Source organism: Acidovorax sp., assembly GCF_046294525.1.
Lineage (GTDB): Bacteria > Pseudomonadota > Gammaproteobacteria > Burkholderiales > Burkholderiaceae_C > Acidovorax.
This window is the reverse complement of sequence record NZ_JBKBKQ010000017.1, coordinates 37,200-60,356: the sequence shown is the minus strand read 5'-3', so window position 1 is coordinate 60,356 and position 23,157 is coordinate 37,200. Positions and strand designations below refer to the sequence as shown.

19 protein-coding genes are annotated in these 23,157 nt (G+C 64.2%); 9 read left to right on the top strand and 10 right to left on the bottom strand.

The features are described from left to right. The first annotated feature begins 267 nt into the window (after positions 1-267). A complete protein-coding gene (locus tag ACK4HJ_RS15715; RefSeq protein ID WP_409833298.1) occupies positions 268-624 on the top strand; it encodes a hypothetical protein in 357 nt (118 codons plus the stop codon). 218 nt (positions 625-842) lie between these two features. Here the strand turns inward: ACK4HJ_RS15715 and ACK4HJ_RS15710 are convergent, their stop codons facing one another. Both ACK4HJ_RS15710 and hrpA read right to left on the bottom strand, forming a co-directional pair. Further along, on the bottom strand, positions 843-1,868 hold the full coding sequence (locus ACK4HJ_RS15710; RefSeq protein ID WP_409833297.1) for a hypothetical protein: 1,026 nt from the start codon (positions 1,866-1,868) through the stop codon (positions 843-845). 23 nt (positions 1,869-1,891) lie between these two features. Beyond that, entirely contained in the window at positions 1,892-5,851 is a 3,960-nt protein-coding gene (gene hrpA / locus ACK4HJ_RS15705) for an ATP-dependent RNA helicase HrpA (RefSeq protein WP_409833374.1), read from the bottom strand. A gap of 445 nt (positions 5,852-6,296) precedes the next feature. Between hrpA and ACK4HJ_RS15700 the strand changes: the two genes are divergently transcribed. The 3 genes from ACK4HJ_RS15700 (at position 6,297) to argA (ending at position 10,024) form a co-directional block, all read left to right on the top strand. Next, the gene (locus tag ACK4HJ_RS15700; protein WP_094290600.1) at positions 6,297-6,548 is read left to right on the top strand and encodes a hypothetical protein; all 252 of its coding nucleotides are present in this window, start codon (positions 6,297-6,299) and stop codon (positions 6,546-6,548) included. Between the two features lie 17 nt (positions 6,549-6,565). Then, positions 6,566-8,593, top strand: a complete 2,028-nt coding sequence (locus tag ACK4HJ_RS15695) for an AAA family ATPase (protein WP_409833294.1) — start codon at positions 6,566-6,568, stop codon at positions 8,591-8,593. Between the two features lie 84 nt (positions 8,594-8,677). Beyond that, on the top strand, positions 8,678-10,024 hold the full coding sequence (gene argA / locus ACK4HJ_RS15690; RefSeq protein WP_409833293.1) for an amino-acid N-acetyltransferase: 1,347 nt from the start codon (positions 8,678-8,680) through the stop codon (positions 10,022-10,024). On the opposite strand, the gene bla is transcribed toward argA, so the two are convergent. Next, positions 10,021-10,944, bottom strand: a complete 924-nt coding sequence (bla, locus tag ACK4HJ_RS15685; protein WP_409833291.1) for a class A beta-lactamase — start codon at positions 10,942-10,944, stop codon at positions 10,021-10,023. The two genes, argA and bla, sit on opposite strands and share 4 nt — an antisense overlap. 97 nt (positions 10,945-11,041) lie before the next feature. Here bla and ACK4HJ_RS15680 point away from each other — a divergent pair, with 97 nt between their 5' ends. Beyond that, the gene (locus ACK4HJ_RS15680) at positions 11,042-11,947 is read left to right on the top strand and encodes a LysR substrate-binding domain-containing protein (protein ID WP_409833289.1); all 906 of its coding nucleotides are present in this window, start codon (positions 11,042-11,044) and stop codon (positions 11,945-11,947) included. Positions 11,948-12,068: 121 nt separating this feature from the next. Here ACK4HJ_RS15680 and ACK4HJ_RS15675 read toward each other — a convergent pair whose 3' ends face one another. Beyond that, positions 12,069-13,715: an HD domain-containing phosphohydrolase gene (locus ACK4HJ_RS15675; RefSeq protein ID WP_409833287.1), complete on the bottom strand. Its 1,647-nt coding sequence runs from the start codon at positions 13,713-13,715 to the stop codon at positions 12,069-12,071. A 95-nt stretch (positions 13,716-13,810) separates the two neighbouring features. Between ACK4HJ_RS15675 and ACK4HJ_RS15670 the strand changes: the two genes are divergently transcribed. From ACK4HJ_RS15670 to ACK4HJ_RS15660, 3 genes are read left to right on the top strand one after another with little or no spacing between them, the layout of a single operon-like run. Further along, complete coding sequence (locus ACK4HJ_RS15670) at positions 13,811-14,770, top strand: rhodanese-related sulfurtransferase (RefSeq protein WP_409833285.1); 960 nt, start codon at positions 13,811-13,813, stop codon at positions 14,768-14,770. Positions 14,771-14,786: 16 nt separating this feature from the next. After that, on the top strand, positions 14,787-15,458 hold the full coding sequence (locus ACK4HJ_RS15665) for a glutathione S-transferase (RefSeq protein WP_409833283.1): 672 nt from the start codon (positions 14,787-14,789) through the stop codon (positions 15,456-15,458). A 14-nt stretch (positions 15,459-15,472) separates the two neighbouring features. After that, positions 15,473-15,691: a hypothetical protein gene (locus ACK4HJ_RS15660; protein ID WP_409833281.1), complete on the top strand. Its 219-nt coding sequence runs from the start codon at positions 15,473-15,475 to the stop codon at positions 15,689-15,691. Between the two features lie 95 nt (positions 15,692-15,786). Here ACK4HJ_RS15660 and ACK4HJ_RS15655 read toward each other — a convergent pair whose 3' ends face one another. The 6 genes from ACK4HJ_RS15655 to ACK4HJ_RS15630 form a co-directional block, all read right to left on the bottom strand. Beyond that, positions 15,787-16,326 (bottom strand): disulfide bond formation protein B, encoded by a 540-nt coding sequence (locus tag ACK4HJ_RS15655; protein ID WP_409833279.1) that lies wholly within the window; start codon positions 16,324-16,326, stop codon positions 15,787-15,789. A 142-nt stretch (positions 16,327-16,468) separates the two neighbouring features. Next, positions 16,469-17,593: a sulfate/molybdate ABC transporter ATP-binding protein gene (locus ACK4HJ_RS15650; protein ID WP_409833278.1), complete on the bottom strand. Its 1,125-nt coding sequence runs from the start codon at positions 17,591-17,593 to the stop codon at positions 16,469-16,471. Between the two features lie 12 nt (positions 17,594-17,605). After that, complete coding sequence (gene cysW / locus ACK4HJ_RS15645; protein WP_409833277.1) at positions 17,606-18,508, bottom strand: sulfate ABC transporter permease subunit CysW; 903 nt, start codon at positions 18,506-18,508, stop codon at positions 17,606-17,608. Continuing rightward, positions 18,505-19,395, bottom strand: a complete 891-nt coding sequence (gene cysT, locus ACK4HJ_RS15640; RefSeq protein ID WP_409833275.1) for a sulfate ABC transporter permease subunit CysT — start codon at positions 19,393-19,395, stop codon at positions 18,505-18,507. Before cysT ends, cysW begins: the two co-directional genes overlap by 4 nt. 7 nt (positions 19,396-19,402) lie before the next feature. Further along, on the bottom strand, positions 19,403-20,401 hold the full coding sequence (locus ACK4HJ_RS15635) for a sulfate ABC transporter substrate-binding protein (RefSeq protein ID WP_409833273.1): 999 nt from the start codon (positions 20,399-20,401) through the stop codon (positions 19,403-19,405). 220 nt (positions 20,402-20,621) lie between these two features. Next, complete coding sequence (locus ACK4HJ_RS15630; RefSeq protein WP_409833272.1) at positions 20,622-21,191, bottom strand: RBBP9/YdeN family alpha/beta hydrolase; 570 nt, start codon at positions 21,189-21,191, stop codon at positions 20,622-20,624. Positions 21,192-21,459: 268 nt separating this feature from the next. Here ACK4HJ_RS15630 and ACK4HJ_RS15625 point away from each other — a divergent pair, with 268 nt between their 5' ends. Next, on the top strand, positions 21,460-23,157 hold the full coding sequence (locus ACK4HJ_RS15625; RefSeq protein ID WP_409833270.1) for a methyl-accepting chemotaxis protein: 1,698 nt from the start codon (positions 21,460-21,462) through the stop codon (positions 23,155-23,157).

The window sequence follows — 23,157 nt, the reverse complement described above, 5'->3', positions numbered from 1 at the left end:
TTTTCCAAAGGTATCCCGCAACGGCCATCAAAATCATCTTGCGCATAAGTCAAACTCCTGATGAAAACCGTAGCGTTGACCACGCGGCGCTTCGCCGCTGTAGGAGATGGGCGGCGATACGCGTCCGCCCGAGCGTTCTCACCACACACCTTGCACAGAATCTTTTAGACCCGCCGCGCGCCGCGCCGCCGCAAAGTCCGTTGCCCGACAATGCCTCGGCTACCATCGCCGCACCGCGCATTTGCGTGCACGGCCAAAGTCCTCACCATGCTGACTCTCCTTTATTACGCGCTCATGCTCCTCGTTGGATACGTGTGGTATCGCTATGGTCAGAAACTGTTGAACCAGGGCCTGCGCGATGAAAACGATGAATTCACCAAACCACCTGTCGGACCGGTGGGTTTCCTGCTTATCAGTGGCATAGCCGCGTACTTGCTGTTTGCAGCCGTGCGCGCTGTGGTGCTGGGTGAAATCCCCTGTGTCGGAAAAGGCTGCGCCAATCAGATCTACACCTTGGCAGAACATTCAGGCCAGTACTGGGCCAATCTGTTTTTTGTAGTGTGGATGGTGGTCGCTTTGGGCTATGCGATGTACGTTTCGGTCAAGATCTGGACTCGGGATTGAAACGTGCTCGCAAGCAGCTCTGGGTTCGTTGGTCGGAACGTCCCAAAAGCTCTGTGGGATGCATGCCTGACCCACATCTGCGATGCAAAAGCGCACAGCTTTGCAGCGGCGCAGAAAGCCGACTACCACTCTTTTGCGAGGTCCCAACGCTTGCGAGACGAGAGGTGAAGGCCGCTTGTGCCAAGGATCGCCTGCACCACGCGTACCTGCCAAAGGTCTCAAGGGCGCCAATCCCAGTCCACCGTGAGGTCCGCGCCGGTCCGGCTATCCTGGGGCACACCGTCCTTCGGTACGCTCGTCCCGCCAAGGTAAATGGTGCCGCGCACGGAAAGCTTGCGCGGAAGGACCCGCAGGGCGCTGTCCGCCAAGAACAGGTCTCCGTCAATCTGTAAGTTCTCTGGCAGGCGCTCCACCGCGCTGCCCACCAAGGCAAGTTCTGTGAGCTGCGACAGCGAATCCGGCAGGCTGCGTACCTGGGTGAAATTCGCAAACAAGCTTACAGTCACGCGGGTGGTAGGAGGTATCTCACGAATACGTGTTTTGGTGATGCTCAAGTAGTTCACCGAGAGCCTGTCGGGCAATTGCTCAACCTGCGAGCCTTCGAGGAAAAGGTCTGCCTGGAGCGTGAGCTCATCCGGCAGCCGACTGACCGCAGTGCCGCTCAAGTCCAGACTGTCCCCAACGCACAGATCGTCGGGCAGTTCCGAGATGGGGCAGTCCTTCAGCACTAACGCGCTGCCAATGCGCAGCCGTTCAGGCAACCGAGCAATAGCGGTGCCGCTGACAATCAACGACCCGGGAAGCGAGAGCCCATGGGGAAGCTCCTGCAAACCGCTTTCGTCTGCAATGATGCTCCGGCCGACTTTCAGATCGCTGGGCAGCTTGCGGAACCCGCAGTTCGCCATGTACAAAGACTCGCCCACGGCCAGTCCGGCGGGCAGGTTTTCGCTCCGCATTCTGCTGTCGGAAAGCGAAAGATTCCCGGTGACTTCCAGGTCGGCCGGCAGCTCCAGACCAGGGCAATCGCAGACCACCAGGTCGCCCTTCACTTGCAGCGGCGATGGCAGTTTTCGGAACGCGCAGTGGTACAGGTGCAGGTTGCCGTCCACCCAGTGGATTTCTTGCGGAAATTCTTCGTCCCGGACGTCCGCAAGAAACAGCTCACCGCCCGTCAGCAGGGTCACCCCTTTCGGCGAGTGCGCCACCGGGTAGCTCTTTCCGCCGATTTCTAAAAACTCGCTCATGTGCTTTTCCGCTTCGTAAATGCTTAGCTATTGACCTGCGCCCACAGCTTGTCCAGCCGCTTCACGCTCACCGGCTGGGGCGTGCGCAACTCTTGCGCGAAAAAGCTCACACGCAGTTCCTCCAGCAGCCAGCGAAGCTCTTGCATGCGCGCATCCACGGCACCCTTGCGCTCGGCCACCAAGCGCCAGTAGCGTTGCTCTTGCGGGCGCAGCTCGCCCAGCTTGGCGGCGTCGCGCGCGGGGTCTGCCCGGTATTTGTCCAGCCGCAAGGTGATGGCTTTGAGGTAGCGGGCGTAGTGCGCCAGTTGCGCCCACGGCGCCACGGCAATGAAGTTCTTGGGCACCAGGCGTTGCAGTTGCTGCAACGCGTCGGCCGTGGCCTCGGGCGCGTTTTTGGTGTCCTTGATCTTGCGGGCGGCAGCTGCGTATTCGGTAAGAATGGTGGCGGCCAGGCGAGCGACCTCGTTGGCAATCAGCGTGAGGCGGCCCCTGCCCTCCTCCACACGGCGCTTGAAGGCGACTTCGTCGGTGGGCAGCGGGTCGAGCAGAAAGGCGCGGTCCAGCGCCACGTCGATGATCTGGGTGCGCAGCTCTTCCTGCGTGCCCAGGGGCATGTAGGCCACGGCCATTTTCTGAAGATCGGGAATGTTCTTTTCCAGATACTTCAGCGCATCCTTGATTTGCAGCGCAAACAGGCGGCGCAGGCCGGCGCGGTGCTTGGCGGCGGCCACCTCGGGCTCGTCGAAAACTTCGATGGTGACGGCGTCGCCACCGTCGATGAGCGCGGGAAAGCCGATCAGCGTCTGGCCGGCCTTCTTGATCTCCATGAGTTCGGGCAACTCGCCGAACGTCCAGGCCGTGTAGCGCTGGCCCGCGGGGGCGGATGGCGTGGTGTTTGAAGGTTTCGCCGAGGCGGGTGCATGGCCCCTTACTCCTGTTTTGATAGCTGCTGGCGCTTTACCATCAAGCGCTGGAAGCATATATGGCTCAGATTTTTCTTTCTCAGCCTCGCCACCACCCAACTTGAGCCCCGCCAGCGCCTGGAAGGCGCCCCGCGCCTTGGCGCCCCACTCGGCCTTAAGCGCGCCCAGGTTGCGGCCATGGCCCAGCTGGCGGCCATGTTCGTCCACCACGCGGAAGTTCATGAACAGGTGCGGGCTGAGCATGTCGAGCTTGAAGTCGGCGCGCTTCACGTCCAGCGATGTCTCATCGCGCACTTGCTTGAGCAGCACATCGGTCAGGCTGCCGGTACCAAAGCGCTCGGGCGCGCCCAGCAGCTCGGCCAGGCGCGCAGCCGATTCGGGCAGCGGCACAAAGCGGCTGCGCGGGCGCTGCGGCAGGCTTTTGAGCAGGGCCTGGATCTTGTCCTTGAGCATGCCGGGCACCAGCCATTCGCAGCGCTCTTCGCTCACCTGGTTGAGCACAAAGAGCGGGATGGTCACGGTGATGCCGTCGCGCGCATCGCCGGGCTCGTGCAGGTAGCTGGCAGCACAGTCCACGCCGCCGAGGCGCACGGTCTTGGGAAAGGCGTTGGTGGTGATGCCTGCAGCCTCATGGCGCATCAGCTCCTCGCGGGTGAGTTTGAGCAGATCGGGCTGCTTCTTGGATTCGTCCCGGTACCACGCCTCAAAGCTGTGGCCGCTGCACACTTCGGGCGGCAGCTGCTGGTCGTAGAAGGCGTAAATCAGCTCATCGTCCACCAGCACGTCCTGGCGGCGGGACTTGTGCTCCAGCTCTTCCACCTTGGCGATCATCTTCTGGTTGGCCGCCAGAAACGGCAGGCGCGTCTCCCAGTTGCCACCCACCAGGGCTTCGCGGATGAACACCTCGCGCGCAGCGTGCGGGTCCACCTTGCCAAAGTTCACGCGGCGGTTGTTGTAGACCACGATGCCGTACAGCGTGGCGCGCTCCAGCGCCACCACCTCGGCGGACTTCTTCTCCCAGTGCGGGTCCAGCAGCTGTTTTTTGAGCAAATGGCCGCCGATCTGCTCCAGCCACTGCGGCTCAATCGCAGCGATGCCACGGCCAAACAAGCGCGTGGTCTCGACCAGTTCCGACGCGATGATCCAGCGGCCGGGTTTCTTGTTCAGATGCGCGCCCGGATGCTTGTAGAACTTGATGCCGCGCGCGCCCAGGTACCAGTCTTCCTCGTCGCTCTTGCAGCCTACGTTGCCCAGCAGCCCGGCCAGCATGGACAGGTGCAGTTGCTCGTAGCTGGCGGGCTGGGTGTTGATCTGCCATTTGTGCTCGGTCACCACCGTGAGCAGCTGGGTGTGGATGTCGCGCCACTCGCGCAGGCGGCGGATGCTGATGAAGTTCTGGCGCAGCAGCTGCTCGTACTGGCGGTTGCTGAGCTTGTGGGTGGCGGCAGGTACCGCTGGCACCGTTGGCGAAGGGGCTGGCGCCCCGCCGCGCCGATCCACCGGCAGGTAGGCCTGCGAAGGCGACTTTTGCGCCGCCATGGCCTTCTGCGCACGGGCCGACGGAAGGCTGGGGGCGCCGCCCCGGGCCTCGTTGATCCACTTCCACAGCTTCAGGTACCCGCTGAACTCGCTCTTGTCATCGTCGAACTTGGCGTGGGCCTGGTCGGCCTGCTGCTGCGCCTCCAGCGGGCGGTCGCGCACATCCTGCACGCTCAGGGCGCTGGCGATGATGAGCACCTCGTCCAGCGCCTTGCGGTCACGCGCCTCGGTGATCATGCGGCCCACGCGCGGGTCCAGCGGCAGGCGCGACAGCTCCACGCCCATGGGGGTCAGCTCGTTGGCATCGTCCACGGCGCCCAGCTCGGCCAGCAGCTGGTAGCCGTCGGCAATGGCACGGCCCGAAGGCGCCTCGATGAACGGGAACTGCGCCACATCGCCCAGGTGCAGCGACTTCATGCGCAGGATGACGCCTGCTAGCGAACTGCGCAAAATTTCGGGGTCGGTAAAGCGCGGGCGGCTGTTGAAGTCTGCCTCGTCATACAGTCGGATGCTGATGCCGTTGGCCACGCGGCCGCAGCGGCCGGAGCGCTGGTTGGCGGCGGCCTGGCTGACGGGCTCGACCAGAAGCTGCTCGACCTTGCTGCGGAAGCTGTAGCGCTTGACGCGCGCCGTACCTGCGTCAATGACGTAACGAATGCCCGGCACCGTGAGCGAGGTTTCGGCCACGTTGGTCGCTAGCACGATGCGGCGGCCCGTGTGGCCGTCAAAGATGCGGTCCTGCTCGGCCTGGCTCAGCCGGGCAAACAGCGGCAGCACCTCGGCGTTGCGCATCACCGGCTGGTGCGACAGGTGATTGCGCAGGTGGTCAGCGGCCTCGCGGATCTCGCGCTCGCCGGGCAAAAAAACCAGGATGTCGCCCGCCGCGTTACCGGCCCACAGCTCGTCAACGCCGTCGGCAATGGCCTCGTTCAGCCCGTAGTCGCGCGTCTCTTCAAACGGGCGGTATCGCTGCTCCACCGGAAAGGTGCGGCCCGACACGTAAATGATGGGCGCGGGGCCTTTGGCGGATTCGAAATGTTTGGCAAATCGGTCCGCATCGATGGTGGCCGACGTGACGATGACTTTGAGGTCCGGACGGCGCGGCAGGATCTGGCGGATGTAGCCCAGCAGAAAATCGATGTTGAGGCTGCGCTCGTGCGCCTCGTCGATGATGATGGTGTCGTAGGCCTTGAGCAGCGGGTCGGTCTGCGTTTCGGCCAGCAAAATGCCGTCGGTCATGAGCTTGACGGAGGCATCGCGGCTCAAGCGGTCCTGAAACCGCACCTTGTAGCCCACCACATCACCCAGCGGCGTGTTCAGCTCTTCCGCAATGCGCTTGGCCACACTGCTGGCGGCAATGCGGCGCGGCTGGGTGTGGCCGATGAGCTGGCCTTTTTGACCGGGCTTGGCATTGCACTTTCCCCGACCCAGAGCCAATGCAATCTTGGGCAGCTGGGTCGTCTTGCCCGAGCCGGTTTCACCGCACACGATGACGACCTGGTGCTTCTCTATGGCCTCCATGATCTCGTCGCGCTTGCCCGATACGGGCAGGGATTCGGGGAACTCTATGGTGAAGGCGCGACGGGAAGACGAAGCAGAAGAAGGCTCTGGCGGCCGCTGATCGGGAGAAGACATGGGACGCAATTATCGGGCTGCAGTGTGCTTTTGACGCGACAGATGGGCCTTGGCCCTCATCTTGGGCTTGTCAGGCTCCAAACACGTCGACACAATCGCGCCTTTCTTGTTTCAGCCCGCACCGGGCGCGTCGCCCACCGCTGAAACCACCCTGGAGGTCGCCGCTATGTTTGTCCCCTTGTTCGCTCCCGCCTGACCACTGTCCACCGCCCCGGCTGGACTGTGTTTTCACGCATCCAGCCACGGCAGACAAGCGACCTCCTGCACCCCAGTGCAGTGCTCCACAAGCCCTGGCTACTTTGCCGGGGTTTTTTATTTGTGGAACGCACACATGAGTGCCAAAAAACTGTCTCGGGCCTTCGCCCAGGGTGAAATCAAAAAGCTGCGCCGTATGAAGCAGCCCCTGGTGTTGAAACTCGAACCTTCGGGCCCGCCCCGAAACCCTGTGGCCGCCGCACTGGCCCAACGCAGCCTGTCCAGCGCAGCAGGCAAACACATCCGAGCCCGTGGCGCCCAGCGCCGTGCGGACACCGTCGCCCTGCGCAAGGCGACCCTGAACGCTCGCTTTACCGAGAGCGATTGACAAGAACGATTGAACATATGGACCTTTCAACCCAATCCCCGACGCTGCCGCATGGGCAGCACCCGCCCACCGGAGCACACCAGGCCCTGCTGGCCCAGCGCCAGCAGGCGCTGGCCCACGCCGCCGAGCAGCTCAAGGCCGAGCTGTTTGGCATCGACGACGTGATCGACCGTGTGGTCGATGCCATCCGCGCCTGGTATGTGCTGCCCCAGCTCATCACCCGGCCCGTCATCGTCTGCCTGTGGGGCCTGACGGGCACGGGCAAGACGCAGCTCACGCGGCGCCTGGCGCAGCTTCTGGGCTTTTACGACCGCTTTGTCGAAGTGCAGATGGACGGCTTCAGTCACGGCGCAAGCTACCGCAGCTCGTCCATCTCGGGCATGCTCGGCGACTCGGGCATCCACGAGGGCGCGCCCGGCATCCTCGTACTGGACGAGTTCCAGCGCTTTCGCACGGTGGACCGCAAGGGCGAAGACGTGAAGGTGGAGCGCTACCAGGATGTGTGGACGCTGCTCTCCGACGGGCGCCTGCCCCCGGCCCTGAGCGCGCTCACCAACATCGAGCGCAAGCTGGCCGATGCGCACTACGAGGCCGAGCGCGCCGAAGATGGCGACGATGAGCGCGCAGGCAAGAAGCCCTACCGCTTCCAGCTCGATGCCTGGGATGCGCAGGAACTCAAGCGCATGCTCAAGCTGCAGGAGCCCCTGGCCGAGATCATGCAGTGGCCGCCCACCCAGGTGCAGGCGCTGTTCACGCGGTTCCAGCAGTCGCACCACGCGTGGGAGACCGACTACAGCAAGCTGCTGGTGTTTGTGTGCGGCAACCTGGACGAGATGTACCACGAGACCGCGCAGCGCGTGGAAGACTGCGACACCGATGCAGACATCTTCCACCGCCTCACGCGCAAGCTGTCGCTCATCGATGTGAAGAAGGCATTGAGCGAGCGCTTCAAGCCCGAGCAGATCGCGCGGCTGGGCAACGAGCATGTGGTGTACCCATCGTTCAACAAGGCGACCTATGAGCAGCTCATCCGCAACCTCTGCACACGCTACTGCGACGACATTGCCACCCAGTGTGGCGTGCGCTTTGCCATCGCCCAGTGCGTGCACAACGAGCTGTATGCCAACGCCGTGTTCCCGGCCCAGGGCACGCGGCCGCTGTTCTCGTCGGTGCACGCGATTCTGAGCGCCAACCTGGTAAAGGCCGCGCTGTGGGTCCTGGAGCAGGCGCTGCCGCTGGGCACCACCTACCCCATCACGCTTGCAGCGGACAAGCGCCACCTGGTGGTACAGGCCGGTGCACAGCAGGCGCTGTTTGCCGTTACGCTGGAGCTGAACCGGCTCAAGCAACGCGCCAACGCCGACTTCCGCGCGCTGCTGGCGGTGCATGAGGCCGGCCATGCGCTGGTGTACGGACTGCTATTGGGCCAGGCCCCGCAAGAGGTGAAGATCAATATCGCCTCCTTCGAAGGCGGCTACAACAGCTTTGCGGGGCTGAAGGTCACCACGCGCCAGAACGCGCTGGACATGATGTGCGTGGGCCTTGCGGGCCGTGTGGCCGAAGAACTGGTGTTTGGCGAAATGGCCTGCACCACCGGCGCCGAGCAGGACTACAAGCAGGTGACGGCCGAGGCCGCGCGCTACATCCGCCACCATGGCTTTGGCGAACGCCTGGCGCGCACCGACGTGACTGTGGAGATGGACAACCACATCAACACCGATGTGGGGCCCAGCAACGCCGCCATCGAAGAGCTGCTGCAGGCCCAATACCAGCGCGCATGCGCCCTGCTGCGCCAGCATCAGGGCGCGCTGAACCGGCTGGTGCATGCGCTGATGGACCACGGCATGATCGCCCGCCCCGAAATGCAGGCGCTGATGGCACAGAGCGGCATCGCCATCGCGTTGCCGCCCGCGTCGGGGCCCGACGAAGCCCTGGTGCTGGAGCCCTTTGCGGCGCGCCTGGCGGCGTTTCAGCGCCACACAGACGGCAGCGCTGAACCCGCTGTGGCGCCGGATGTGGCGCGGCAAAGCTCAGCATGCTTATGATGCGCGGTTTGGCGGCCCCACGGGGCCGCCTGCCGTTGCCGCTTTTTCCGTCATTCCAAGGCCCGCCCCACCGCTTGCACCGCCATGTCCGCCGTCTTCAACTTCACCTTCGTGCCCTGGTTCCGCTCGGTGGCGCCTTACATCCACAAGTTCCGCAACCAGACCTTTGTGATCGGGCTCACGGGCGAGGCGATTGCAGCGGGCAAGCTGCACAACATTGCGCAGGACTTGGCCTTGATCCAGGCCATGGGCGTGAAGATCGTGCTGGTGCACGGCTTCCGCCCGCAGGTGAACGAGCAGCTGGCCGCCAAGGGCCATGCGGCCAAATACTCCCACGGCATCCGCATCACCGATTCGGTCGCGCTCGACTGCGCGCAGGAGGCTGCGGGCCAGCTGCGCTATGAGATCGAGGCCGCCTTCAGCCAGGGCCTGCCCAACACGCCCATGGCGGGCGCCACGGTGCGCGTGATCTCGGGCAACTTCCTCACGGCGCGGCCCGTGGGGATTGTGGATGGGGTGGATTTTCAGCACTCGGGCCTGGTGCGCAAGGTGGACGTGGCGGGCATCCGCCAGACGCTGGACATGGGCGCGCTGGTGCTGCTGTCGCCGTTTGGCTTCTCGCCCACGGGCGAGGCCTTCAACCTGAGCATGGAAGAAGTCGCCACCAGCGTGGCCATTGCGCTGCGCGCCGACAAACTCATCTTCTTGACCGAGGTGCAGGGCATTCGCATGTCGCCGACCGAACCCGAGAGCGACGACAACCCCATCGACACCGAGCTGCCGCTGGCCGCCGCCCAGGCGCTGCTGGCCCAATTGCCACCGGCGCAGCAGCCTACCGACACGGGATTCTATTTGCAGCACTGCGTGAAGGCCTGCAAGGCCGGCGTGGAGCGCAGCCATATCCTGCCGTTTGCGGTGGATGGATCGCTGCTGCTGGAGGTGTATGTGCACGACGGCATCGGCACCATGGTGATCGACGAAAAGCTCGAAGAGCTGCGCGAGGCCACGATTGACGACGTGGGCGGCATCCTGCAGCTGATCGAACCTTTCGAGAAGGACGGCACCCTGGTCAAGCGCGACCGCACCGAGATCGAGCGCGACATTGCCACCTACACCATCATCGAGCACGACGGCGTGATCTTCGGCTGCGCGGCGCTCTACCCCTACCCCGAGGCCAAGACGGCCGAGATGGCCGCCGTGACGGTATCGCCACAAAGCCAGGGCACGGGCGACGGCGAAAAGCTGCTCAAGCGCATCGAGCAGCGGGCGCGCCTGCTGGGGCTGGACAGCATCTTCGTGCTGACCACCCGCACAATGCACTGGTTCATCAAGCGCGGCTTCTCGCCCGTGGACCCGGACTGGCTGCCCGACGCCCGCAAGCGCAAGTACAACTGGGACCGCAAGAGCCAGGTGCTGGTCAAGAAGCTTTAAGCACGGTTGAAAGTCTCGCGCGCCGCCGCCACGGCGCGCGCCACCTGTGCAATTGCCGCATCCCGCTGCTCGGCAGACGCCGTGGAGCGTGTGAGGTAGCAGGTCACGAGCACAGGCGCACCTCCGCCCGGGGGCCACAACACGCCGATGTCGTTGGCCGTGCCGCTGTCGCCCGCCGTGCCCGTCTTGTCGCCCACCTTCCAGCCCGGCACACCGGCACGCAGGCGCTTGTCGCCCGTGCTCGTCTCCACCAGCCAACGCTGCAGCCAGGCGCGGGATGGGGGGGAAAGCGCGTCGCCCAGCACCAGCTTTTGCAGGGTGTGCAGTATGGCCAGCGGCGTGGTGGTGTCGCGCGGGTCGCCCACCGCCGCTTCGTTCAGCGTCGGTTCGGTGCGGTCCAGCCGCGTGATCGGGTCACCCAGCGAGCGAACGAACGTAGTGAAACCGGCCGGGCCGCCGTGGCGAGCCATCAGCACATTGGCGGCGGTGTTGTCGCTCAGGCTCACGGTGGCCGCGCACAGCTCGCCCACCGTCAGGCCGCCGCCGTTGCCTGCGCGCGGGCCGCTCACGGGCGAATAGGCCACCACGTCGGTGGCGGCGTAATGCACGCGCGCGTCCAGCCGCTCCCGGCCCTGGTCCACCAGCGCCAGCATCCAGCCCGCCAGCACGGCCTTGAAGGTGCTGGCCATGGCAAAACGCTCGTCCTGCCGCCAGCCCAGCGCCAAGCCCGATCCGGTGTCCAACATGGCCACGCCCAGGCGGCCCTGGGCGGTGCGTTCGATACCGGCCAGGGTGTCTGCCCATTGGCGGGAGACCTGGTCACGGGAAGCCGCATTGGCGGCGCTGCTGCTGGCGGCGCAGCCCCACAGCGGTACGGTGGAAGCGGCCATCAGGCCCAAGGAAAACTGTCGTCTTTGCATAGGAAAAAGCAGGTGAATGGAAACAAGGCCTGGACGATACGGACATTCACCCGCCTGCACCATCGACAATAATTGCCGCCAGACCCCAGAAAAACTTATGTATCTGCCCCTCAATGCCTTGCGCGCGTTCGAAGCGTCGGCCCGCCACCTCAACCTCACCCGGGCGGCCGAGGAGTTGCACGTGACGCAGACTGCGGTGAGCCAGCACATCCGTAAGCTGGAAGACCGGCTGGGAAAGCCGCTGTTTCGCCGCCTGCCGCGCGGCCTGGCATTGACGGACGAAGCCCAGGCCCTGCTGCCCGTGGTGGTGGAGTCGTTTGGCAACTTGGAGCGTGCACTGGAAAAGCTGGCCGACACCCGCCCGCGCGAAGTGCTGACGGTGGGTGCCGTGGGCACCTTTGCCGTGGGCTGGCTGCTGCCCCGGCTGCGGAGTTTTCAGCAGGCCTGCCCGTTTGTGGACCTGCGCCTGCTCACGCACAACAACCGCGTGGACATGGCGGGCGAGGGGCTGGACTGTGCCATCCGTTTTGGCGATGGCGCCTGGCACGGCACCCACGCGCAGCGCATCATGGACGCGCCGATGTCCGCCATGTGCGCCCCCGCACTGGCCCACGGCCTGCGCACGCCTGCCGATCTGGCTCGCCTGCCGCTGCTGCGCAGCTACCGCACCGACGAATGGACTGCCTGGTTTGACGCGGCAGGCGCCCCCTGCCCCGTGGTGCGCGGCGCCGTGTTTGACTCGTCGCTGACTCTGGCGGAGGCGGCAGCCCAGGGCGCGGGTGTTGCCTTGCTGCCCGTGTGCATGTTCACGCGCGAACTGCGCCAAGGCCGGCTTGTGCAGCCGTTTGCGCAGGAGCTGCAGCGCGGCGCCTACTGGCTCACGCGTCTGCAGTCCCGGCCGGAGACTGCGGCCATGGCTGCCTTCGCGCAGTGGCTGGAGCAGGCGTCGCAAGAGCAGCAAGCAGTGGAGACAACAGGCGGCAGCGCAGAAAAATATGCCTAAAAACAGGCTCTATCGCTTATCCATAAAACGCTAGCAGCTATAAATTTAGAAGCATCTTGAGCAAATCTGTGCGCGGGCGCCGCGCCGCGCTGTCTGCGCGCCCAGCGGCCAGCGGCCCACGTCATGCCGCCATGCGCAGCGCCCGGGCCACCACCTCCGCCGGCACCTCGTCGATCTGCGCTGCGTCCAGAAACTGTTCGCCATACCGCCGGTACACCCCTTCGCGCACAAACACCTCAAAGAGGTCGGGGTCGATGTGGCCGTTGTCGCGCATCTTGCACATGATGGCGATCGCTTGCGACAAGGTCATGCCGCTCTTGTAGGGCCGGTCGGCCGCCGTCAGCGCCTCGAAGATGTCGGCAATGCCCATCATGCGCGCCTGCACCGACATCTGGTCACGCGTGAGGCCGCGCGGGTAGCCCTTGCCGTCCATGCGCTCGTGGTGGCCGCCCGCGTACTCGGGAACGTTCTTCAGATGGCGCGGCCAGGGCAGCGTCTCCAGCATCTTGATGGTGGCGACGATGTGGTAATTGATGGTGTCGCGCTCGGCCTGGTTCAGCGTGCCGGACCGGATGGTGAGGTTCTCCACCTCCTCGGCGCTCAGGAAGCTCGTCTGCACCCCCTGCGGGTTGCGCCAGTGGCGCATGGCGGCAATGTCGCGCACGCGTTGCTGGTCCTCCGGCCTCATGACCTCGGTGCCGGTGTTACTGCGGCGCAGAAACTCACGGTCTTCTTCCAGCGCGTGGATCTCGTGCTGCAGCGCCTGCAGTTCCTGACCTTCGGCGCGCGCATCCACCACCGGGCGCAGCGCCAGCTGGCGGCGCAGCGCGGCCAGCTCGGCGTCGCGCTTCAACACTTCAAAGCGCGTGTCCACCAGCCCGATGCGGTCATACAGCGTCTGCAGCTTGGTGGCCTTGTCCACCACGTGCACAGGCGTGGTGATCTTGCCGCAGTCATGCAACAAGCCGGCCATCTTCAATTCATAGCGGTCGCGGTCCGTCATGCTGAAGCCGGCCAGCGGGCCCGCGGTGGTGGAGTTCACCGCTTCAGCGAGCAGCATGGTGAGCGCCGGCACGCGCTGGCAGTGGCCGCCGGTGTAGGGCGACTTCTCGTCGATGGCCAGGTTGATGAGGTTGACGAACGACTCGAACAGCCGCTCCAGCTGGGTGATGAGCAGCCGGTTGGTCAGCGCAATGGCCGCCTGCGAGGCCAGCGATTCGGCCAAGCCCTTGTCGGCCTCCGAGAACGTGGTCACCTCGCCCGTCTCCCAGTGCCGCGCATTGATGAGCTGCAGCACGCCGATCAGCTCGTGGTCGTGGTTCTTCATGGGCACAGTGAGGAACGACTGCGACCGGTAGCCGGTGCGCCCGTCGAACGCGCGCGTGCCCGAGAAGTCGAAGCCCTCTGCCCTGTAGGCATCGGCAATGTTCACCGTGCGGTCGTGGATGGCGGCATACGCTGCCACCAGCGAATCGTTCGGCGCACCATTGGCATGGCGCAGGGGCAGGTGCGGAAAATCAATCGGCTTGCCCGTGGTGCCGCCCAGGCGAATGCCGAGCGAATCGGTGCGCAGGATCTCGAACTTGAGCGCGCTGCCGTCCTCCGTCACGCTGTAGAGCGTGCCGCCGTCCGCGCCGGTAATGGCCTTGGCGGCCTCCAGAATGTTCTCCAGCAGGCGGTCGATGTCGCGCTCGCGCGAGAGGGCCGCCCCGATACCGTTGAGCTGCTCCAGCCGTCGAAACAGATTGACTGTGGGTTCCTGGGCCATAACAGATACCTTGGATGCAGCGTTGGGACCCGCACATCGTAACGAAAAGTGACCGCTATCATCAGCCCTCCTTCCATTGCTTTGAGCCTCATTTCGTGGACTCGGTCACGCCCCGCTATCTCACCGCCGCCCTCTACCAGTTTGTGGACCTGCCGGACTGCGCCGACCTGCGCGCGCCCTTGCAAGCCCTGTGCGACAGCAAGAACGTGCGCGGCATGCTGCTGCTGGCGCCCGAGGGCATCAACGGCACCATCGCCGGTGCGCCGCATGACGTGCAAGCGGTACTGGCCTGGCTGCGCAGCGACGCCCGGTTTGCCGCCCTGCAGCACAAGGAGGCGGTGGCCGATCGCCAACCTTTCTACCGCATGCGCGTGCGCCTCAAGCGCGAGATCGTCACGCTGGGCGTGCCGGGCCTGAACCCCGCACGCAATGCGGGCATCTATGTGAAGCCCGAGGACTGGAACGCGCTTATCGACGACCCCGGCGTGGTGGTGGTGGACACGCGCAATGACTACGAAGTGGGCATCGGCACATTTGAGCGCGCCGTCAACCCACACACAAAGAGCTTTTCTGAGTTCCCGGCCTGGGTCGAACGCGAGAAGCAGCCCGGCGGCGTGCTGGCGGGCAAACCGCGCGTGGTCATGTTCTGCACCGGCGGCATCCGGTGCGAAAAGTCCACCGCGCTGCTCAAGTCGCAAGGCTTTGAAGAGGTGTTTCACCTTGAAGGCGGCATCCTCAAATATCTGGAGACCGTGCCGGAAGAAGACAGCCGCTGGCACGGCGACTGTTTTGTGTTCGACGAGCGCGTGTCGGTGGGCCACGGCCTGGCGCCCGGCCACCACCAGCTGTGCCGGTCGTGCCGCATGCCGCTGGGCGAAGCGGAGCGGGCACACCCGCACTATGTGCAGGGCGTGAGCTGCCCCTACTGCCACGGCACCCGCACGCCCGAGCAAGAGCGCGCCCTGGCCGAGCGTGAGCGACAGATGCAACTGGCTGCCCGGCGCGGCGAAGAGCACATCGGCGCGCAGCAGCCCGGTGCGCCACGCAAGCCATGAGCAGCAGCGTGCAAGCATGACCGCCCTGCCCGTTCTCTACTCCTTTCGCCGCTGCCCCTACGCCGTGCGCGCCCGCCTGGCCCTGGCCGTGAGCGGCCAGGCCTGCGAGTTGCGCGAGGTGGTACTGAAGAACAAGCCCCAGGGGCTGCTGCAGGCCTCGCCCAAAGGCACCGTGCCTGTGCTAGTGCTGCCCGGCGGCCAAGTGCTGGACCAGAGCCTGGACATCATGCTGTGGGCACTGGCCCAGCACGACCCCGAAGGCTGGGTTACTCCAAGCCATGGCACATTGCCAGAGATGCTGACACTGATCGCCGAGTGCGATAGCGCCTTCAAACAGGCGCTAGACCGCTGCAAGTACCCCAGCCGTTACCCCGATGCCGACATCGGTGCAGAACGCGCCCGCGCCGTGGCGTGGCTGGGTGCGCTGGAGGCACGTTTCTCCCCAGACCAGCCCTGCCTGTTCGGCACCCACGTGGCCTTGGCCGACATGGCGATTGCGCCTTTTGTGCGCCAGTTTGCCGGCATTGATGCGGACTGGTGGGCCGCGCAGCCCTGGCCCCGCCTGCAAGCCTGGCTGGCTCGGTGGCAGGCCAGCGCGCTTTTTGCGAGCGTGATGCACAAGCTGCCCGCATGGGTGGACGGCACGGACGGGGTACGTTTTCCCCACACTGCTACGCTCGCGGACTGAACTCCACACTCCCCATGAAAATCATCGACGAGATGCTAAATCTCGACCTGCTTACCGCAGAGCAGCACCTCGACATCAGCGACTGGATTGCTCGCTCGTCTTCGCCCGAGGAAATCCTGCAGATGCCTGCACCCCTGTGGCGGGCCGTGGAGCGGGCGAGCCAAACCATGGGCATCAACAAAGACCTGCTGCGCCCGCCGTCGCTGGACGCGGGAGACGCCGTGTTGGGGTAGGCGGCGCGCGGGCCTCCACGTGCACCCGCAAAGAAAAAGGCGCTCCAAGGAACGCCTTTTTCACATGCATGTCTCGGCGGCAAAGCCACGCGGTATCACGCCATCGAATAGCCCGAACCGCCCTGCTTCCCACCAACTTTGAGACCGCGCACCAGCAGCGCCAGCAGCACCACGGCGAACCCCACAAAACATACAAACGACCAGTTGGCAATCGAGCCGCCCAGGAACGTCCAGTCAATGGCAGCGCAGTCGCCCGATCCGCGGAAGATCATGGGGATGGCACGGCTGATGGGGTAGTTCTCGATCATTCCGTAGAAGTCGCGGCCGCAGGTGGCAATTTCGGGCGGGTACCACTGCAGCCAGCTCTGGCGGGCCGCCACAAAGGCGCCGAAGCCGGAGGCGATCATGGCCAGCACGCCCCAGCCCATCCACCAGCCTTTTGAGCCCCTAGCGCTTGCCAGCCCAGCAAAGATTGCTACACCAATGAGAGCATAGCGCTGCACGATGCACATGGGGCAAGGCTCCAGGCCCACCACGTGCTGCAGATACATGCCAAACGCAAGCATGGCCACACAGGCCGCACTGATCAGCGCCAGCACGCGGCGCGGGGCCTGATCGATCCACTTCAACACCATCTTGTTATCCCTCATCCAATTGCAACTGCCACGCGCTGGGCAGGGACCGTGCGGCCCGTGCCACTGCACCCTTAGATCTGGCTCCGCCAGTCCACCGGGTGCGTTCCCCCCAGGGGGAAGACACGTAGCGGCTCAGGAGGAATCAGATACCAGCGGCGTGATCCAAGAACACTCGGGCGCGGCGTGGTGTGACCACCAGCGTTTCACCCTCTTTGAAACCCATTTCCTTGAACTGCTGCGCAGGAATCTGCGCTTCGATCAAGGATTCTGGGGATGCATTGTCCGCTGGTTTGTGGTCGTCGGATGGAATTAGTTCCAGGCGGGCGATGGGGCCCACCACGATGGCGCGGTTCAGCTGGGCCACGATGCCACGCGGGCGACCTTCGGCGTCCAGGCCCGCGCGGGGGGAATAACGCTCAACGTCCAGGTCGTGCGGACGCACATAGGCAAACGCCTTGGCGTTCTGGGCCGTCTGGTGTTCGGGCGAATCGAGCTGCATGCCTTCCAGGTGCACCAAGCCTTCATGCGCGCGGCCGTGGAACAGGTTCACGTCACCCAAAAAGCCATACACGAACGGGCTGGCGGGCTGGTCCCACACCTGCTGGGGCGAGCCGCTTTGCTCGATCTTGCCCTGGTTGATCACCACCACGCGGTCGGCCACTTCCAGGGCTTCTTCCTGGTCATGGGTCACGAAGATGCTGGTCACATGCAACTCGTCGTGCAGGCGGCGCAGCCAGCGGCGCAGTTCCTTTCGCACCTTGGCATCGAGCGCGCCAAAGGGTTCGTCCAGCAACAATACCTTGGGCTCCACCGCCAGCGCGCGAGCCAGCGCAATGCGTTGGCGCTGGCCGCCCGAGAGTTGCGAGGGATAGCGCTCGGCCAGCCAGTCCAGTTGCACCAGCTTGAGCAGGTCCATGACCTTTTTCTTGATCTGTGCTTCGCTAGGGCGCTCGCTGCGCGGCTTGACGCGCAGGCCGAAGGCCACGTTCTCGAAAACCGTCATGTGGCGGAACAGCGCGTAGTGCTGGAACACAAAGCCCACGTTGCGCTCGCGCACATGCACGTCGGTCGTGTCCTCGCCGCTGAAGTGGATGGTGCCCACATCGGCCGTCTCCAGCCCCGCGATGATGCGCAAGAGCGTGGTCTTGCCGCAGCCCGAGGGGCCCAGCAGCGCGATGAGTTCGCCCGAGGCGATGTCCAGGCTCACATCGCGCAGCGCCTGGAAATCGCCAAACTGCTTGCTGACGCTACGGATTTCAATGCTCATGTTCTGTTTCCTTCACACGCCAGCGGGCGCGGGGCGCTCGGGCGGCAATTCGGCGGCGGCCTTCATGGCCTGTTCGTTGCGGTGTTCGGCAATCGTCTTGATGACCAGCGTGACCAAGGCGAGCAGGGCCAGCAGCGAGGCTGCAGCAAACGCGGCCACCGACTGGTACTCGTTGTAGAGAATTTCCACGTGCAGCGGGATGGTGTTGGTCTGGCCTCGGATGTGGCCCGACACCACCGATACCGCGCCAAACTCGCCCATGGCCCGCGCGTTGCACAGGATCACGCCATACAGCAGGCCCCACTTGATGTTGGGCAAGGTCACGTACCAGAAGGTTTGCCAGCCGCTGGCGCCCAGCACGATGGCGGCCTGCTCTTCATCATTGCCCTGCGCCTGCATCAGCGGAATCAGCTCGCGGGCAATGAACGGGAAGGTCACGAACACAGTGGCCAGCACGATGCCCGGCACGGCAAAGATGATCTTGATGTCATGCGCCGCCAGCCACGGGCCGAACCAGCCCTGCGCGCCAAACATCAGCACATAGATCAAACCGGCCACAACGGGCGACACCGAGAACGGCAGATCCACCAGCGTGGTCAAAAACGCCTTGCCCCTGAACTCGTACTTGGCAATGCACCAGGCGGCGGCGATGCCAAACACCAGGTTCAGCGGCACGGCAATGGCGGCGGTGATCAGGGTGAGCTTGATGGCCGACCAAGCGTCGGGCTCGCGCAGACCTTCCAGGTAGGCGCCAAAGCCCTTGCGCAGCGCTTCGGCAAACACGGCGGCCAGCGGCAGGACCAGGAAGAGCAACATGAAGGCCAGCGCAATGCCGATCAGCGTGTAGCGCACCCAGGGTGCTTCGGTGGTGCCCGCCTGGGTGCGGCGGATGGTTCGAGAATTGTTGCCACTCATGCCGGAGCCCCCGCGTGGCGGCGCTGCCAAGCCTGCAGCGCGTTGATGATCAAAAGCAGGATGAAGGAAATCACGAGCATGACAACCGCCACAGCCGTGGCGCCGGCATAGTCGTATTGCTCCAGCTTGCCGATGATGATGAGGGGCGTGATCTCGGACACCATGGGCATGTTGCCCGCGATGAAGATGACCGAGCCGTATTCACCCACCGCCCGCGCAAATGCCATGGCAAAGCCGGTCAGCAAAGCGGGGATGATGGAGGGCAGGATCACGAAGCGGAAGGTTTGCCAGCGCGTGGCGCCCAGGCAGGTCGCAGCTTCTTCCAACTCCTTCTCGGCGTCTTCGAGCACGGGCTGCACGGTGCGCACCACGAACGGCAGGCCGATGAAAATCAGCGCGATCACGATGCCCGCGGGCTTGAAGGCCAACTGGATGCCCATGGGCTCCAGGATGCTGCCGATCCAGCCGTTGCCGGCCAGCAGCGCGGTGAGAGAAATGCCGGCGACAGCGGTAGGCAGTGCAAAAGGCAAGTCCACCAGTGCATCCACGATCTTCTTGCCGGGAAACTTGTAGCGCACCAGCACCCAGGCGATGAGCAGGCCGAACACCAAGTTGACCAGCGCCGCAAGAAACGACGCACCGAACGTGAGCCGGTACGACGCCAGCACGCGCGGTGCGCTGATGGCGGCCCAGAACTGCTCCCAGGTGAGCGTGAAGGTCTTGAAGATCAGTGCCGACAACGGGATCAGCACGATGATGCTCAGATAAAAGAGCGTGTAGCCCAGCGTGAGGCCGAAGCCAGGCAGCACCCGCTTGGGCGCACGCCGACCGGCCTGCGCCGAGGCCGACGAGGCCCCGAGCGCGGCCGCAGAGGTCGCGACGGTCATGGCGTGCTTACTTGCTGCTGTAGATCTTGTCGAACTGGCCGCCGTCGTTGAAGTGCACCTTCTGCGCTTCTGTCAACGAACCAAAGTACTTGGCCACCGTGAACTGCTTGAGCGGCTTGAAGGTGCTTTCATACTTCTTGAGCACCTTCTCAGAACGCGGACGGATGGCGTGCTTGGCCGCGATTTCCTGCGCTTCATCGGAGTACAGGTAGTCGAGGTAGGCCTTGGCAAGTTGAGCCGTGCCCTTCTTGGCCACGGTGCGCTCGACCACCGCCACGGGGTTCTCGGCCACGATGCTGACCGAGGGGTAGATGGCATCGACCTTGCCGGCACCAAACTCGCGGTCGATGGAGACCACTTCGGATTCGAACGTGATCAGCACATCGCCCTGGTTGCGCTGCAGGAAGGTGGCGGTGGCGTCGCGGCCGCCCTTGGCCAGCACGGGCACGTTCTTGTAGAGCTTGGCGACGAATTCGGCGGCCTGCTGCTCGGTGCCGCCCTTCTCCCGCACCGCGCCCCAGGCGGCCAGGTAGGCATAGCGGCCGTTGCCGCCCGTCTTTGGGTTGACCACGATGACCTGCACACCGGGCTTGATCAGGTCGTCCCAGTCCTTGATGTTCTTGGGGTTGCCGTTGCGCACCAGGAAGAGCATGGTGGACGTGGTGGGCGATGCATCGTGCGGAAACTTCTGCGCCCAGTCCTTGGCCACCACGCCGTTGTCGGCCAGAAACTGCACGTCGGTGGTGGTGTTCATGGTGACCACATCGGCGGCCAGGCCGTCATTCACGGCGCGGGCTTGTGCGCTAGAGCCAGCGTGCGACTGATCGATCTTCACGTCCTGGCCTGTGGTCTTCTTGTAGTGGGCCGTAAAGGCAGCGTTGTAGTCCTTGTAGAACTCGCGCGCCACGTCGTACGAGACGTTGAGCAGGGTGTTCTGCGCTGCAGCCATGCCGCTGGTGGCCAGGGCCAGGGTGGCCAGGAGGGTCTTGAGTTTCAAAGAAGTCATGGTGCGTTGCCGGGTGTATAGCTGGGATGGCGCATTGTGCGCAGCTGCCTTTAAAACTCAAAAGAATATATTCTTTTAAATTAATCGAAATTGAGCATATAGAAGTGTGAGAGCGGCGAGCTGATCCTTCTGCGAGCACGGCATGCCGAAGAAAATTCAAGCAAAAAGTGCTGCCATCGCTTATTCAGCAAGCGCTAGCAGCTATCAAAAGAGGAGTTCTCTACAGCCCGGCGGCCGCATGTACGACGTCCATCTGCGCTCCGCTACCGTCCAGGGACTGGAGCAGCGCCCAGCCCAGCGGCCATTCGCCCTGGCCCGAGTCGATGTTGATGTGCCCGGCGTTCTGCAGGCGCACAAACTCGCTGCCCCAGGCGCGCGCATAGGCCCCGGCCAAGCGGATGGGGCAGTACGGATCGTTGCTGCTGGCCACCACGATGCTCCGATAGGGCAACGGTGCATAGGGCACGGGCGCAAAGTCGCTCAGGATGGCGCGGCGCTCCGGGTCCGCAGGTGCCACCAGCAGTGCACCACACACCTTAGCCGCCGCCTGCGCGCCCATGTGCGTGGTGGCGATGCAGCCCAGGCTGTGCGCCACGATGACCACCGGGTGCGGGGCGACCAGCACGGTTTTCTCCAGTTGCCCTACCCACGCAGACCGCGTGGGCGTGATCCAGTCGTCCTGCACCACCCGGAGCGCGCTGGGCAGGCGCTCGGCCCACAGGCTCTGCCAGTGGCCAGGGCCGGAGTCGCGCCAACCGGGCACGATAAGGATGGAAGTGGGTGAAGACACAGTGCAGGCATTCTGCAAGTCGCTCTTTAAAACCCAAACGAATTAATTCTTTTTATTTAATGGCGAAAACATCTAAAAAACGATCACCACATGCGTCCAGTCACAAAACTACTATGACGCAAACAAATTAAACCAAACAGTTCAAATTACAACCATTTAGTACAATGTAACGAAATGCAAAACACTGCGCCGTTGTTCGCCGTTCCGTGACTACGCCGCTGCTCGCATTGCCCCCTCGTTTTTGACCCCCACCCCGAAAGGCAGCGTAATGCACACATGGAAAATCAGCCACCGATTGATGGCAGGCTTCGGCTTGGTCATCGTGACTTTGCTCGGAATGTCCGTTTACAGCATGCTGATTGCCCGTGGCATCGATAGCGCGTTGACGGCCAACGCCACGCAGAACGCCGTCATCCAGCGCGCGGCCATCAACTTTCGCGGCTCGGCCCATGACCGCTCTATCGCCGTACGGGATGTGGTGCTGGCACCCAACGACCATGCTCGGCTCAAAGAAATTGAATCCATCGCACGGCTGGCAGACTTCTATGCCCAGTCTGCAAATCAGCTGGACAGCGTGCTGAAAACCGCTAAAGAGATTCCCCCCGAAGTGGCCCCGATGGTGCAGGCGCTCAAGGACATTGAGGCGCGCACGGTGGCCACCACGAGCAAGGTGGTTGCCCTGGTGCAGGCCGGCGACCGCGCTGGCGCCGAAACCCTGCTCTGGACCGAGGCCAAGCCGCAGTATGAGCAGTGGCTCGCTGCAGCCAACAAGCTCATCGACTACGAAGAAGCGCGCATCATCAACAACAGCCAGACGGCCAACCAGGACGCGAGCCAGTTCACTGGCGTGATGCTGTCCATCACCCTGCTGGCAGTGCTGATCAGCGTTGCGGTGACGGTGCTGGTGTCGCGCAGCATCAGCCGCGAACTGGGCGCCGAGCCCAGCGAAGTGCGCGCGGTGGTGCAAGCCATCCAGCAAGGCAACCTCACCACCCCGGTGCAGGTGAAAGCGGGCGACACGGGCAGCGTGATGGTGGCCGTGCGCGACATGCAGCAGCGCTTTCATGAACTGGTCTCGGCCGTGCGCGACAACATCGCGCAACTGCGCGCCACCAGCGACGACATTCGCAGCGGCAACCAGAACCTGGGCAACCGCACCGAACAAGCCGCCAGCAGCCTGGAGCAGACCGCCGCCAGCATGGAAGAGCTGACCGCCACGGTGCGCCAAAGCGCTGACTCGGCCCGCCAGGCCAATGTGCTGGCGACCACCGCCGCCAGCACCGCCACCAAGGGCGGCGAAGTAATGCAGCAGGTGGTGAGCACGATGCAGGACATCCACCACAGCGGCCAGAAGATCGCCGACATCATTGGCGTGATCGACGGCATTGCGTTCCAGACCAACATCCTCGCACTCAACGCCGCCGTCGAGGCTGCCCGTGCGGGCGAACAAGGCCGTGGATTTGCCGTGGTAGCCACCGAGGTGCGCAGCCTAGCGCAGCGCAGCGCCGAGGCCGCCAAGGAGATCAAGGCGCTGATCCAGTCCAGCGTCGAAAAGGTCGGCTCGGGCACCCAGCTCGTGGCCAACGCGGGCGAGACCATGAAGGAGATCGTGCAAGGCGTGCAGCGGGTGAACGGCATCATTGGCGAGATCAGCACGGCTGCTTCCGAGCAGAGCGATGGCATCTCGCAAATCAACGTGGCCGTGACCCAGCTGGACCAGATGACACAGCAAAACGGCGCCCTGGTGGGCGAAAGCGCCGCGTCTGCCGAGAACCTGCGTGAACAGGCCCAGCGCCTGGCCGAACTGGTGTCGGTGTTCCATGTCTCCGGCGGCAGCCCGGCTAGCACTGCGGCGCACCTGGTGAACACGCCGCGCGCTGCATCGGCACCGGGACCGCGGGGCAGCGTCCCACCCATGCCCGGCGCGCCAGGCATGCCGGGCGCAGTGCGCCGTCTTGCGCACTGA